13 protein-coding genes and 1 pseudogene are annotated in these 13,720 nt (G+C 62.2%); 2 read left to right on the top strand and 12 right to left on the bottom strand.

The window, feature by feature from the left end; all coding sequences use genetic code 11:
• Positions 1–5 precede the first annotated feature (5 nt).
• Positions 6–317: a type II toxin-antitoxin system RelE family toxin gene (locus BDD21_RS13245; protein WP_245969585.1), complete on the top strand. Its 312-nt coding sequence runs from the start codon at positions 6–8 to the stop codon at positions 315–317.
• 849 nt (positions 318–1,166) lie between these two features.
• On the opposite strand, the gene BDD21_RS13240 is transcribed toward BDD21_RS13245, so the two are convergent.
• The 11 genes and pseudogenes from BDD21_RS13240 to BDD21_RS13175 form a co-directional block, all read right to left on the bottom strand.
• Complete coding sequence (locus tag BDD21_RS13240; RefSeq protein ID WP_120797557.1) at positions 1,167–1,619, bottom strand: PIN domain-containing protein; 453 nt, start codon at positions 1,617–1,619, stop codon at positions 1,167–1,169.
• On the bottom strand, positions 1,612–1,836 hold the full coding sequence (locus BDD21_RS13235; RefSeq protein ID WP_120797556.1) for a UPF0175 family protein: 225 nt from the start codon (positions 1,834–1,836) through the stop codon (positions 1,612–1,614). Before BDD21_RS13235 ends, BDD21_RS13240 begins: the two co-directional genes overlap by 8 nt.
• Before the next feature lie 418 nt (positions 1,837–2,254).
• Positions 2,255–2,575 (bottom strand): PIN domain-containing protein, encoded by a 321-nt coding sequence (locus BDD21_RS13225; protein ID WP_120797555.1) that lies wholly within the window; start codon positions 2,573–2,575, stop codon positions 2,255–2,257.
• Complete coding sequence (locus BDD21_RS13220) at positions 2,556–3,635, bottom strand: helix-turn-helix domain-containing protein (protein ID WP_120797554.1); 1,080 nt, start codon at positions 3,633–3,635, stop codon at positions 2,556–2,558. Before BDD21_RS13220 ends, BDD21_RS13225 begins: the two co-directional genes overlap by 20 nt.
• Positions 3,636–3,738: 103 nt before the next feature.
• Complete coding sequence (locus BDD21_RS13215; RefSeq protein ID WP_245969583.1) at positions 3,739–3,921, bottom strand: hypothetical protein; 183 nt, start codon at positions 3,919–3,921, stop codon at positions 3,739–3,741.
• A 1,425-nt stretch (positions 3,922–5,346) separates the two neighbouring features.
• Entirely contained in the window at positions 5,347–5,916 is a 570-nt protein-coding gene (locus BDD21_RS13205; protein WP_120797553.1) for a hypothetical protein, read from the bottom strand.
• 95 nt (positions 5,917–6,011) lie between these two features.
• Positions 6,012–6,701, bottom strand: a pseudogene (locus BDD21_RS13200) (GDP-mannose 4,6-dehydratase).
• Positions 6,701–7,486, bottom strand: coding sequence for an SGNH/GDSL hydrolase family protein (locus tag BDD21_RS13195; protein ID WP_120797552.1), 786 nt, complete (start codon positions 7,484–7,486; stop codon positions 6,701–6,703). The pseudogene BDD21_RS13200 and the gene BDD21_RS13195 overlap by 1 nt, the downstream one beginning before the upstream one ends.
• Before the next feature lie 477 nt (positions 7,487–7,963).
• Positions 7,964–8,863, bottom strand: coding sequence for a glycosyltransferase family 2 protein (locus BDD21_RS13185; RefSeq protein ID WP_120797551.1), 900 nt, complete (start codon positions 8,861–8,863; stop codon positions 7,964–7,966).
• Positions 8,864–9,026: 163 nt separating this feature from the next.
• The gene (locus tag BDD21_RS13180) at positions 9,027–9,605 is read right to left on the bottom strand and encodes an LbetaH domain-containing protein (protein WP_281269158.1); all 579 of its coding nucleotides are present in this window, start codon (positions 9,603–9,605) and stop codon (positions 9,027–9,029) included.
• 28 nt (positions 9,606–9,633) lie between these two features.
• Positions 9,634–10,938, bottom strand: coding sequence for a glycosyltransferase (locus BDD21_RS13175; protein ID WP_211335046.1), 1,305 nt, complete (start codon positions 10,936–10,938; stop codon positions 9,634–9,636).
• 155 nt (positions 10,939–11,093) lie between these two features.
• Between BDD21_RS13175 and BDD21_RS13170 the strand changes: the two genes are divergently transcribed.
• On the top strand, positions 11,094–12,386 hold the full coding sequence (locus BDD21_RS13170; RefSeq protein WP_120797548.1) for an IS701 family transposase: 1,293 nt from the start codon (positions 11,094–11,096) through the stop codon (positions 12,384–12,386).
• Between the two features lie 184 nt (positions 12,387–12,570).
• Here BDD21_RS13170 and BDD21_RS13165 read toward each other — a convergent pair whose 3' ends face one another.
• A complete protein-coding gene (locus BDD21_RS13165) occupies positions 12,571–13,635 on the bottom strand; it encodes a glycosyltransferase family 4 protein (RefSeq protein WP_170164749.1) in 1,065 nt (354 codons plus the stop codon).
• Positions 13,636–13,720 lie beyond the last annotated feature (85 nt).

Raw genomic sequence — 13,720 nt, 5'->3', positions numbered from 1 at the left:
CCGTTGTGACTTACCGACTTCAGTTCTTACCCGAGGCGCTCGAGGAATGGCGGACGCTTGATGGAAGTGTCAAGACCTTGCTGCGCAAGGCCCTCAAAAAACGGCTGGAGCAGCCGCGTGTCCCGGGTTCTGAACTTCACGCAGAGCTTCGCGACTGTTACAAGATCAAACTGCGCAAGATCGGCTACCGGCTCATCTACGCCGTTGAAAATGATGTGCTGGTCGTCCTGGTACTCTCGGTCGGCAAGCGAGAGGAGATGGCGGCCTACCTGCAAGCCATTGAGCGGCTTCTAACCAAGAACAGAACTGATCGCTGATTCGATGCGGAACGGGGTTTGACCCACGTCCCGTACACGTTCTCGCTCCCACGCTTCCCCCCCAACTGGCTCCCACGCTTCCCCCCAACTTGGCTCCCACGCTCTGCGTGGGAGCCTCTTCGGGACGCTCCGCGTCCCTGCCACCGACACCGCGGATCCCGCCATGCGCCGAGCCGCCTGCTCCGGCCTCGCGACGCGGAGCGTCGCGGCGACACTCCCACGCAGAGCGTGGGAGCGAGCTACCGCTGGGCTCCCACGCTTCCCCCCAACTCGCTCCCACGCTTCCCCCAACTGGCTCCCACGCTTCCCCCCCAACTGGCTCCCACGCTCTGCGTGGGAGCCTCTTCGGGACGCTCGGCGTCCCTGCCACCGACACCGCGGATCCCGCCATGCGCCGAGCCGCCTGCTCCGGCCTCGCGACGCGGAGCGTCGGGGCGACACTCCCACGCAGAGCGTGGGAGCGAGCTAGCGCTGGGCTCCCACGCTTCCCCCCCAACTGGCTCCCACGCTCCCCCCCAACTGGCTCCCACGCTCTGCGTGGGAGCCTCTTCGGGACGCTCCGCGTCCCTGCCACCGACACCGCGGATCCCGCCATGCGCCGAGGCGCCTGCTCTGGCCTCGCGACGCGGAGCGTCGGGGCGACACTCCCACGCAGAGCGTGGGAGCGAGCTCGCGCTGGGCTCCCACGCTTCCCCCCAACTGGCTCCCACGCTCTGCGTGGGAGCCGCTTCGGGACGCTCCGCGTCCCTGCCACCGACAACGCGGATCCCGCCATGCGCCGAGGCGCCTGCTCTGGCCTCGCGACGCGGAGCGTCGGGGCGACACTCCCACGCAGAGCGTGGGAGCGAGCTAGCGCTGGGCTCCCTGAGGTTCCCCCCAACTGGCTCCCACGCTCTGCGTGGGAGCCTCTTGCTTCAGACGGGTCATCACGTTGTCCACCGACTCGATCACGCCCATCTGTTTGCCCTTGATCGCCACCCCGAGGAGTCCCGTAAAGGACACACCGAGCCGCTGAGCGGCCTTGCGCCCCTTCAAATCATCCAAAATCACGCGTGCATCCTGGCGTTCCATCGCCAGAGCCAGGGTAGCTGATTCCCCGAGGTCGATTGAAAGTTGCAAGGCACGGATAAGATTGCGGTTTTGAACAGGCACCACATCGATCCAGCCAGGAAGCCCGGAACCAAACTCGTTGCGCACCTCCTCGGCAACGAGAACACGGCCGTAAACGCCTTCAAGCAGCCCCAACAACCCGATGTTATCCAGCGCGATCAGGGGGCTCGTGTTACAGATGGTGTCAGGCACGTTCGATATCCCGGGCCAAGTCCTCCGCCGGGTAATTGAACAGAGCCACTTGCTGACTGCCAAGCAGTTCAACAAACCCGCGTTTTGACAGTCCCGCCAACTGCGCAGCCTGACCAGCCGACAGACGGCCCTGCTCGTATAACCGAGCAGCCAGGGTCAGGGCGAGGTCAGACGGTGTAAGGTCGATATCATCGGGAAGTTGTAACACCGCGTTCATCAAAGGCCTCCTCGGTCATGCTTCCACACCAGGAATCACTCAGGCTCGCCGATCGCTTGAATACCATCGCACCGCTTCTTCTCTCCGCCTGCGTACGTCGCCCAGCTCTCTGAGGTCGTGTTCAGAAACCACGTCGGCAACCGGCGGCGCGCGGCGCGTCATCTCGATAAGCTCCCGCTGCGCCCGATCGATCAACTCTCCGAAACGGCTCTGGTCTTCGACGGAAGTCGCCACGATCATGGTGCCCCCTAAATGGGTGATTTGGCTAGAACGAAGGTTGATTCTCCCCGGGTGTTGAACCGCGAGGCGCGGCGGTTGATGCCGTGGACTTCGTCGCCCTTCTCGAGAACGTCATTCTACCGAGGCCGTCTTTCCGGATCGTGGCGGTTCCTGAGTAGCCACAATCCGCAGGTTGGCATCACCCGTTAAGCAACGTGCAGGATTCCTGTTTCGCCAGTGCCAGCGCCAAGTAGTCGTGGTAACTCGGTTTGGCGCCCCTCTTGGCGGGCAGCTGATGATTGTACTGGCCAGGCAACTGTTCAGCGTATTTCACGAAGTCACCACTGACCTCCATGATCTGCAGGCCGAGTTGCTCAAGCCCAGGGCTGCCCTCTTCAATCTCTTCGTAATACAGCAAATCCGGGATGCCAAACTCCATTGGAAGCCGAAACAGCCTTTCCAGCAACGCCCCAGCCTCCATGTCGATCAGGACATTGGCATCACTGATCAGCAACCGCATCCGATGACTCCAGCTGGCGTTGTTTGTGGAAGCGCATCATCGGGATGCCCAACAGCTCCGCGGCCTTGCCTTCGGAGATGTACTGCTCGGCCAAGGCTCGATAGACTAACTGATCGAAAATCTGTGGATGTTCCTGTGGTAAGCAGTCGCCCGGCTCATTTTTGCGCCAGCCCTTGGCTGAAAACCACTTGAACATCGACAGATGAACCGCTTCGCTGATCACGCCACACTGCTTCGCCCGTTGCAGCCACCCAGTCATCGACAGTCCGAACTCGTGCTTGAGCGCATAGAGCTCTTGCCATTCCAGCGCCTGACGCTGTTGCCCCAACAGGTGAAGCACCGCGACACGCGGGGCCAGGAAAGCCCCGGCGAATCGGTCACAGGCCTTCTCCTCGTCGAGGCCGTCGACCAGCCTGTCGGCCAGCAGTAGATGCCCAAGCTCGTGGGCCAGGGTGAAACGCTGGCGATCTCCGGGCCAGCGCTGGGACACCGCCACCACGGGATAGACGCGACCGTCGTCGGTACGCGCCTTGGCGGTCAATCCTGAGAACTTGGGGTTTTCTTCATCAACCACGATGACCAGCAAGCCGACCGCTTCGAGGGTGCCGATCAGATCAGTAATGGGATTCATGCCCAGTTGCCAGGCATTGCGCACCTGATCCGAGAAGGCCTCGATCTCATCGAGCGACGCGATGCGTTCGGGCAACCCTTCGGGCGCAGAGAACGCCAGCAGCGGCGACTCAGGAAAGGCACCGAGCAACTCGACACGCTTTTCCACCAACTCCACGACCTTGAGCTTGAGCGCCTCCTGCGCCTTCTTGCCAAAGGAGGAGAGCTTGCGGAACTCCGGCTGCAGCAGCTCGACCCTGTGCGTGCGAAAAAAATACTCGGTGCGGATGCCGCATGCACGCGCCAACTTGAGCAGCTGAAACGAGGATGGCGTTAGCAGACCCTTCTCGTACTTCTGGATTGCGGTGTGCGATACACCGACCTTCTCGCCCAAAGCACCCAGCGTCAGACCTGCCGCCAGTCGTGCTTGACGGATGCGATCTGAAATCATGGCGCCTCCTTGGGTTTGGTTTAAATAAGGGCGTATCCTAACAAAATTTTAAACCTATGAGTTGGCCTTATCGCGCTCGGTGCCGGCCGCAATGACCAACGCCTCACCGCCGCACAAACTGCGGCAGCTTGGAGAGGTTCTTCCACGCCAAGGCGCCAAGCCCACCGACGCCATTCGCCCGCAAGGCCCGGTAATCTTCCCAGGACTTGCGCGCCATCGTGCGCAGCGAGCGATTGCTCACCCCGCCCAGGCGCATGCGCACCAGCACCCGCGGGGGATAGTGCACCCTGCCCTCGCCTGCCCCATTCGGCGGCGCGCAGAGCGTAGGAGCGAGCTAGCGCTGGGCTCCCACGCTTCCCCCCCAACTGGCTCCCACGCTTCCCCCCAACTGGCTCCCACGCTCCCCCCCCAACTGGCTCCCACGCTCTGCGTGGGAGCCTCTTCGGGACGCTCCGCGTCCCTGCCACCAACGCCGCGGATCCCGCCATGCGCCGAGCCGCCTGCTCCGGCCTCGCGACGCGGAGCGTCGGGGCGACACTCCCACGCAGAGCGTGGGAGCGAGCTCGCGCTGGGCTCCCACGCTTCCCCCCCAACTGGCTCCCACGCTTCCCCCCCAACTGGCTCCCACGCTCCCCCCCAACTGGCTCCCACGCTCTGCGTGGGAGCCTCTTCGGGACGCTCGGCGTCCCTGCCACCGACACCGCGGATCCCGCCATGCGCCGAGGCGCCTGCTCCGCCCTCGCGACGCGGAGCGTCGGGGCGACACTCCCACGCAGAGCGTGGGAGCGAGCTAGCGCTGGGCTCCCACGCTTCCCCCCAACTCGCTCCCACGCTTCCCCCAACTGGCTCCCACGCTTCCCCCCAACTGGCTCCCACGCTCCCCCCCAACTGGCTCCCACGCTCCCCCCCAACTGGCTCCCACGCTCTGCGTGGGAGCCTCTTCGGGACGCTCCGCGTCCCTGCCACCAACGCCGCGGATCCCGCCATGCGCCGAGCCGCCTGCTCCGGCCTCGCGACGCGGAGCGTCGGGGCGACACTCCCACGCAGAGCGTGGGAGCGAGCTCGCGCTGGCTCCCACGCTTCCCCCCCAACTGGCTCCCACGCTCCCCCCCAACTGGCTCCCACGCTCTGCGTGGGAGCCTCTTCGGGACGCTCCGCGTCCCTGCCACCGACACCGCGGATCCCGCCATGCGCCGAGCCGCCTGCTCTGGCCTCGCGACGCGGAGCGTCGGGGCGACACTCCCACGCAGAGCGTAGGAGCGAGCTAAGTCCTGCCTTGGGCGGCCGAGCGTCAAGCCATTCTGCGGCCATCGCGTCGACTGGATCGAGGACGAACTCGACCTCGGGGCGGCGACTCTGCGCAACCTTGCCGTCGAACAGGCTGGCGGTATCGGCCACGAGCGCATCTGGACTTGGCTGCACGACACCGGGCTGACGCTCGAACAAGCCGCCGAGGCATCGGGGATCTCGCGGCGCATGCTGATCGACTACCGCAATGGCGAAAAGCCCATCCCGCGTTCCATCTGGCTGGCCTGCTTGGGCTGGGAAGCCGTTCGACCGCAGGGACGCGAGCTGCCCATGCGCGTTTCCTCATGAAGACGGCGACCGGGGGAGCTTGACTCCGCGTCATCTCCATGCGCAAGGCAACCAGCGATGAAACAGACCTTTTCTTCCAAAACGCAGGCTACCTCGGACGACGAGGCTCCGGCGCTCAGTCAGGCTGATGTCGATCAAGCACGGCTGCGCGTTGCCGGCAAGGACGTGAGCCGCGCCGAGTGGCAGGCTGCGGTCCGCGCACGCGTGACAAAGCAGCGCATCGATGCCGATGCGCGCCGCGGCCTGATCGCGATCCAGCCCGTAGGTCGCAAGCGGTATCGTGCAGGAGGCGATCGGGGTCGAACTGCGCGCGGAAGCCTTTGCGGCCGCCGAAGCACAGCCGCACGGTGTCGGTATCCTGGTCGGACTGCATTCGCGCGAGCCGTGCCGACTGACGTGCCAGCCGGCGGCACTTCCGGTGACGCTTGGCCCGCAAGCGCCGCCGCTCGGCGTCGTGATCCGCCCGGGTGATCGCCAGGTCGAGCTTGGTGATGACCTGCTTGGCTTTTTTGATCCGCGCTCGCGCTTCGCTGATCAGCCCGACGCAGCGCGCCTTGATCGCGTCGATCTTTCCCTTGAGGTTCATCGCGATGGTGTTGTACTGCCGCGCCGTCAGACCATCGCGAATCAGGTCCTCGGACTTGAGTGCGGCCGGATCGGCGCCGCGCGCGATGTCGGCGAACAATGCGCGCTCGACCTGCCCATACAGCCCCGCATGCGCACCGAGCGAGGCATCGAGTGATCCGTCGGGATCCTAAACCGCGCCCGGTGCGGTATGCGTCATTTCCGCAACGCCACCCGCGGCTCCCACCCGAGCCGCGCCCGAGCCAAGCCGATGTCCGGTTGCCGCTGCTTGGGGTCATCCTGCGGCAACGCCACATGCACCAGCGCCGAGCGCGAGCCGGTCAGCTCCAGCACGGCCTCGGCCAGCTCGATCATGGTGAACTCGCCGGGGTAGCCGATTAAGATTGTTTTGGCGGCGGTCGTCGAAGAACAGCGTCTCGGCGCAGCGCTTACCCTCGTCGTAGCAGGGGCGCGGACCGATGGGGTTGACCTGACCCCAGTCGTGCTCGGGTTGGGGGTGAATGGCGGGGTTGCCGTAGACCTCGCTGGTAGAGGTTTGAAAGATCTTGGCCTTCACCCGCTTGGCCAGGCAGAGCATGTTGATGGCGCCATGCACGCTGATCTTGGTGGTTTGCACCGGATCGAACTGATCGTGGATCGGGGATGCCGGGCAGGCGAGGTTGTAGATCTCGTCGACCTCGACGTAGAGCGGAAAGGTGACGTCGTGACGCATCAACTCGAAGTAGCGATTCTCAAGCAGATAGGCGATGTTGTCCTTGGTCCCGGTGAAGAAGTTGTCCAGACAGATGACGTCGTGCCTTCGGCGAGCAGACGGTCGCAGAGGTGACTGCCGAGGAAGCCGGCACCGCCGGTCACCAGGATGCGTTTGCGCAGTGCGTAGTTCATCAGTTGTCTACCTTTCGAGTGACCTCCCGGCCCGCCAGCGCATCAAAAAAAGCATCCGCTAAGATCGCCTGACCCAAATCATTGATATGGATATTGTCCCGGTACGGATTCGCACCCCTGTCCAACGCAGCCTTCATCTCCGGGAAAACGGAAATAACCTCGACCCCGCTTTCCTGAGCGATAGACTTGACCAACTCATAGCCGGGCTGGAGGCCACCTGCCCCGAACTCGGTGTGATCCGGAAATTGGACCACCAAGACCCGCGGCACCTGCGACCGGGCAAGGTCCAGAAACGTCCGCAAATCCTCACCGCCTTGCGCGACGGCCTGATCGTCATTCGTAACAATCGGTTGTGCCATTGGGTCTACCACGGCAACCTTCGTCGGCCCAGAAGCCCAGGCAGGCAGATACCTCGGCAGATAGCGCCCAATCCCCTCTGCCAGCGCCGACAAAGGCTGCTTTTGAGGGTGGGTGTTTGGATCCAAGGGTGCAAAGGTCGGGTTGTCACCAATGTCGTGACTGGAGATCAACAAAAGGACAACGTCGGCGTCGAAAAACCCAAACTCGCGCGCATAGGCCAACCAGTTACCCGGCCCCCAGCTCCCTGCCGAAATGTTGCCGACTGCCACCGGCCTGCCCTTCGCCGCCGCCAGCCGATCGGCAACCAGGGTCGTCGCCAGCTTGCCGTGATCGGTCAGGTTACCCCCGTTCAGGACCGAGTCGCCAAAGACCATCACTCGAAACTCGCCAGCCGGCTTCTCAGCAGCGAAGTTCGCGCTGCGCATACCATACCATATGCGTTGACCAAAACGCGGTTTCCGAAGCGCTGAACGTCCTGATTAGGTGCGAACAAATACTCGATCTCGGGATGCGCCAGAGTCAAGGGCGGCGTACCCAAGCCCAGCCCATAGCGGGCAAACAACTCCCCCGCCCCGAGCAGGATCACAACAACTACGACCAAAAAAAAGATGCGCTTAGGACCCATGGTCAGAATTACTCTCATGACTCAGTGAGGTGCCCCGGAATTTCAACTCAATCTCCAGAACTCGTTCGATGGCCGTGACCACATCGCACCCTGAATCCATCATAAAGCGCCTCAACTCGGAAACCTTGATATCAAGCAGATGGGTGATGTTGTCCTTAGTCCCGGTGTCGCGTCCTTCGGCGAGCCGACGGTCGCACAGGTGTGACTGCCAAGCAAGCCGCCGCCGGTCAGAAGGATGCGTTTGCGCAGTGCGTAGTTCAATTCGGTACCGCTTCCATTACTGACGTGAACTCTCGGTCTTACCAGAGAGCACCCGCAATTCATAGATTTTCGCCCGCACCTGCGCGATATAGCTCGCGCGAATCTGGCAGGCGATCAGCCCCGGTCGTCCCTCCAGAAAGCCCAGCCGAATGACGTAGTGATAGATAAACCACATCCAATGTTCGAACGGCAGCCGGATGATCACGGCCTTGATGAAGCGCCGCCGCTCCTGCGAATTGCCGAACAATCGCGGCGCGATGGTGTCCTCGCCATAGCGGCCAGTAGTCAGATAGTGATGGCGTACCCGCGCCTCCCATGTCGAATACTTGTTATGGCGGGTGATGTAGGCCTCCAGTCCCTTGAAGTCTTCGTGGATCAAAGGTGTCCTAAGACCCCCGATCCGACCCTTCACCACCACACGCTCGTGGATTTCCATATCCAGACTGTCCGCCGCATCGTCGAAGAGATGCTCGAAGCGCCCCTTGCCGGTGCGAAGGAGCAGCACAGCCATGTGCGAGAAACCGCCATACCGCATGCGTCGGCCGAAAAAGTGAAAGCCCTTGCGGATGAGGTAGGCGTCGCAGGCGTCTGGCTGGCGGATGACGGCAGCGATCTCCGTCCACAGCGCATCGGGCACCACCTCATCGGCATCCAGGAAAAAGACCCAAGGCGTGTCGATGGTGACGTGATCCAGCGCCCATTGGCGCTTTTTTGGATATCCGCCGTGGTAGTCGAATTGCACCACCTCGGCGCCATAATCCAGCGCGATTACGGCGGTAGCGTCCGTACTGTGCGAGTCCAACACAAGGATACGTTGTGCCGGCTCAAGCGCAGCAAGACAACGAGGCAGGTTGACCGACTCGTTCTTTGCTGCGAGTAGGATGGTTATTGGCAGTTTTTCGACCGAATCTGTCATCTCGAATCAAGGCTTCCTCACCATCGCAATCATCGAATTCACCAACGTCGGAAACCTTCCAACTCGCACGCCGTAAGGGATGTTTAAAGACCCAGTGTCTCGTAACAACTCAACCAGCGATAGCTTCGACCTGACCTTGACCCACCCGTTATCCCAAAGTGCATTACCCTTCATTCCTGCCTGCTCCTGTCGGTGGATGCATCTCGCGTCTCTTCACGACCCGCGCCGGATTGCCTGCAACAATTTGCCAGGGCGGGACATCATGGACGACGACTGCGGCCGCACCGACGATGGCACCTTCGCCGACTCGGCTGCCGGGGCCGATAAAGGAATCGGCGCATACCCAGGCTTGGGCTCCGATCTCGATCGGCAGGCGTAACAGCGGTAAGCTTGGGTCGCGATAGTCATGCGTGCCGGCGCACAGATGGGCGCGATGGGAGATGGTTGCCCGATCGCCGATTGTCACCGGGCCGAGGTTGTAGATCAGCGCCCACTCGCCGATGCTCGCATGCTCACCAAGCCGAAGGTTCCAGGGGAGGTAAATACGTGCGCTTGGGTAGACATGGGCATCACGTGCCACCTTTGCGCCGAAGAGCCGAAGCAGTGTGCGCCGCCAACCAAACAATGGCCGCGGGCTGAACCGAAATAGTGGGGTTGTTAACGTCCAGAGGACGCGACCGAGGTACTCGCTGCGACTGTAAGGCCGACGGCCACGACATGTTTCGATATCGAGCTCGTTCAAAGAGCGCCTGAGGGTCATAGTGGCCAGTCTATTCCGAGTCCAACTGCACGCATTCGGGCCGATCGCCCTGCCCCAACATCCACCGATACACCGCCAACATCTCCTGCGCGATACCCGGCCAGCCGAACTCACCCTCAGCATAGGCGCGCCCGCGCTCGCCCATCTCGTGGAGGACCTCCCGGCGAGTCCTCGTCGCCTCTTCCAAAGCGCTGACCAGAGAATCAACACCCAAGTCAACCCACCAACCGCACCGATGCTGAACCAACCCGGCCCAAGGCGTACCCTTAGTCGCAATGACCGGAACCCCGGCGGCCAATGCCTCCGCCGCCGCTACGCCGAAATTCTCGGTGAAACTCGGCAGCAAGAACAGCTCGGCACTGCGGTAAAGTGCCGCCTTCTCGGCACCCTCCACTGGACCCACGAGTTCGAAGGCGGCGGACAAATCTGCGCCCTGTATGCGCTCTTCAACCGCCGCGCGATGTCCGCCCTCGTCTGGTCCGGCGATGATCATCAGCCAACCTCTAGGTCGAACCCGGCTCCACGCATCGACTAGCGGAATCAAACCCTTGACCGGATGGATACGCCCAACGAAAAGCGCAATCCGCGGCGACGAAATTGGCTTAGCCTCTTCGGTCGAAGCAAAAAGTTCGACACCGTTCGGGATCAAGGCAATCGGTTGGCGTAGCCCCAATCGACGCAGACTATCCGCCTCCTGCTGTGCAGTTGCGTGCAGCACGCGCGCTGTAAGCAAATCACGTTGTTGATACAAAAACCAAGCCAAGCGTTTCTTCCAGGCACGATGACTCAGAGCCCAGGGCTCAAGCATTCCGCGTGTACTGATGATAAGCGGCAGACCCCGCTCCTTCGCGACATCTGCGGCGGCATGATTGGTTGGCAGCCAGAGCCCATGGTTGTGAAAAACCTGGGGTCGTCCTGCCTCGCAGCGCTGCCGCAACGCGGTGCGGTATACCCTGGAACGCAGGGTCCTGATAAAGGGCGCGGAATGTGCCTGGACCAACGTAGTCGTCACCCATTCGCTTGGCGGGAGCAGGTTCACGTCGGCTCCTAGGGGTATCCAGTTCTCGGTCACGAGATCAACATGCACTCCACGCCGGCCGAGTTCACTACACAGCGCTGTGACGGTCCGCGTAGGACCGCCGGCACTCCTAAGCAAGGAGGGAACCGTATGGATCACGCGTACCCCATGAGCCGAAGGTTCGGCGTTACGCGACATGCTCTTCTCTCCATTCAGCGAGCACCTCAACAGCAGGGTGCGCGACCAGGTCGGTTCTTTTTTGTCGTCCGGAAAACACCACAACAGCAGACGTTCCATGTCAGCTTTACAAAACGCGGCTTTGGCCATTTCCGAGCCCAGGCGAGAGGACCGCAAGGTGCCCCGAGCTACAGGGACGGACCTGATTGATTTGGCGGCAGAGGGCCGCGGGCGGTATCGTCCGCTGTCGACCAAAACCTCGGACCTGCCCGCGGATGCTCCCTCTACCAGCCTCGAGTGTATCTGTTCTGCAGCCCTTTGCCTGCCTGTTCACCGCGCCGACCCTGGCGCATCTGCACGTCTTGCTGGCGGGAACGCTGCTCGCGCAGGGGCCGCGCACGGTGACGGCGGCGCTGCGGGCGATGGGGCTGAGCGCGGAGCAGCGCTTCGAGCGTTATCATCGGGTGCTGAATCGGGCGCGCTGGTCGTCGCGGCAGGGGGCGCGGATTCTGCTGGGGCTGTTGCTCGGGATGTTGACGGCGCAGGTGCCGATCGTGGTGGCAGTCGACGAGACGCTGGAGCGGCGCAAGGGTGCGCGCATTCGGGCGAAGGGGATGTATCGCGATGCGGTGCGCTCCTCGCGCAGCACGGTGGTGACCTGCTTGGGGCTGGAGTGGATCTGCATGGCGGTGTTGGTGCCCGTGCCGTGGAGCACGCGGCCTTGGTCGCTGCCCTTTCTCACCCGCTTGGCACCATCGAAGCGGGCCGACGAGGCGGCCGGGCGGCGCCATCGCACGGTCGTGGAGCTCACCATCGGGATGGTCTGGCTGGTGTCGCGCTGGCTGAAGCAACGCCGCTGGATCCTGCTGGGCGACGGCAGCGACTCCTGCATCCAGCTGGGTTGGGAAGTGCTGGCCGCGCAGGTGACCCTGATCACGCGCCGGCACCTGGACGCACGCCTGTTCGCCTTTCCCGAGCCGGTGCCCGCCGGGCGGCGCGGTCCCAAGCCCAAGAAAGGCGGCGTGCTGGCCAAGCTCGCCACGCGCGAGGAGGAGGCGCGCAGCCGGGGCGAGGAGGTCGCGGTTCGATGGTATGGACGGCCCAAGGCGCTGCGCCTGCTCAGCGAGGTGTGTCTGTGGCACACCCCGGGATGGCCGCCGTTGCCGATTCGCTGGGTGCTCGTGGTCGATCCCGAGGGCCGGCTGCCGACGCAAGCCTTCTTCACCACCGACCTGAACATGGCGCCGGCGCGCGTAGTGGAGCTGTTCGTCCAGCGCTGGTCGATCGAGGTCACCTTCGAGGAAGTCCGCCGCCACCTGGGCGTCGAGACCCAGCGCCAGTGGAACGATCTGGCGATCGCACGCACCACGCCGATGCTGATGGCGCTGTTCTCGCTGGTCTGTCTCATGGTCTACCGGTGGCGCGAGCGCTGGGAGACGCTGCCGCGCTCCACCGGCTGGTATCTCAAGTCCCATGCGACCTTCTCCGATTGCCTGGCCTTGGTACGGCGCACGATCTGGGCCGGGGAGAATGATGCCAACTCATGGCCCAAGGGGAGATGGTCCTAATTTCGTCCAAGCGCCTCGATCGCCTGCTGGAGCAACTCGCGGCGACCGCCTAAGATTGGCCAAAGTCGAGTTGGGGGGGTGCCGAGATTCGCGCAAACCCTGTCGAAATCGCAGCCTTCCCCCAGTACCACTGACGCCTGACTGCGCTAGAATCCGGAAGCTTCCGCGTTATACCACCAAAGCTCTAATCGATTGCCCATGGCGGCGTTGGACGGGAATGCTCAGTATTACTCGCGGCAAGAATCTCCTGAAGATATTCCCCCCCCCTGGTAGCACCGAGGCACCGCGCCCATGCGGCCAATGCGTGACGCTCTTCGTCAATCAGGCGCCCCCTCGAAATAACGGTGCGCAGCAAGCAGACCAAGCCTCTATAATCATCCGTGCCGAACACTCCTCCATATCCGCTTGAAGTGACAACAGCAGCACACCCGCATGCATCGCTACACACTGCAGGAGTTCCGACCATCAATGCCTCGGAAACGACCGCTCCCCACCCGTCGTGTGCACTCGGAAGAACCAAGCAATCAGCCCGAGCGACATGATTCAGTACGTCATCCATAGGCACAACACCAATCCACTCGACGCGATCACCGAGCATTTTTAACCCCATTCTCCTAAGTTCCATCTCTAAAGGCCCTGCTCCGATGACTTTTAACCCAAAATCATAATCTCGTAGTTCTGACAAGGCATCTAGAAGAAGCGATAGCCGCTTTCGCTTAACAAACTGTCCGACGAAAACAAAGTTATACCGAGCCCCGACCCTAACACCACTTATGTCCAAGCACACATCTTTCAGAAAATAGGCGAAAGGCACGATACGTGCTGTAGCGATGCCTCGGTCGCCGACCCAGTCTGGTGTACGATGCCCTATCGCCAACACGCCTTGGATCCCGCTTTTCTTTACAAAAAATGAATACTGATATGCGAGCCTTCTCAGCAGCCCACTTATCCCGCTATCTTTAACAGTTTCCATCAAGACCCATTGCTGTAACCCTCGTTTCGCTAACCTTGACTGAGCATAGGCTACCATTCCGTTCCTCATTAATCCCTGACACAGATGAACCGAGCCCGCGGCTGCTCCTTCAATGAGATCCCGAATTTGCGGCTTAGTTGGTGCGACAACAAGGCGTACATCCCTTGGCTCAAGCATCGGCCAACCCTGCCTTTCACGGTCTTCAGCGAGTGCAATTTCTGTCACATAGACAACATTGAATCCGCGTTGTGCCAGTGCCTCCGCCAGATATGCCATATGTGGAGACACCGCTCTCTGCCAAAACCACACATCATCAATTGCAGCCGCCCCCTCCCCCCCTCGACTGACCGACAAAAAAGCA

This window comes from Thiocapsa rosea (assembly GCF_003634315.1).
GTDB classification, from domain to species: Bacteria; Pseudomonadota; Gammaproteobacteria; order Chromatiales; family Chromatiaceae; genus Thiocapsa; species Thiocapsa rosea.
This window is presented reverse-complemented; position numbering and strand designations above follow the sequence as displayed.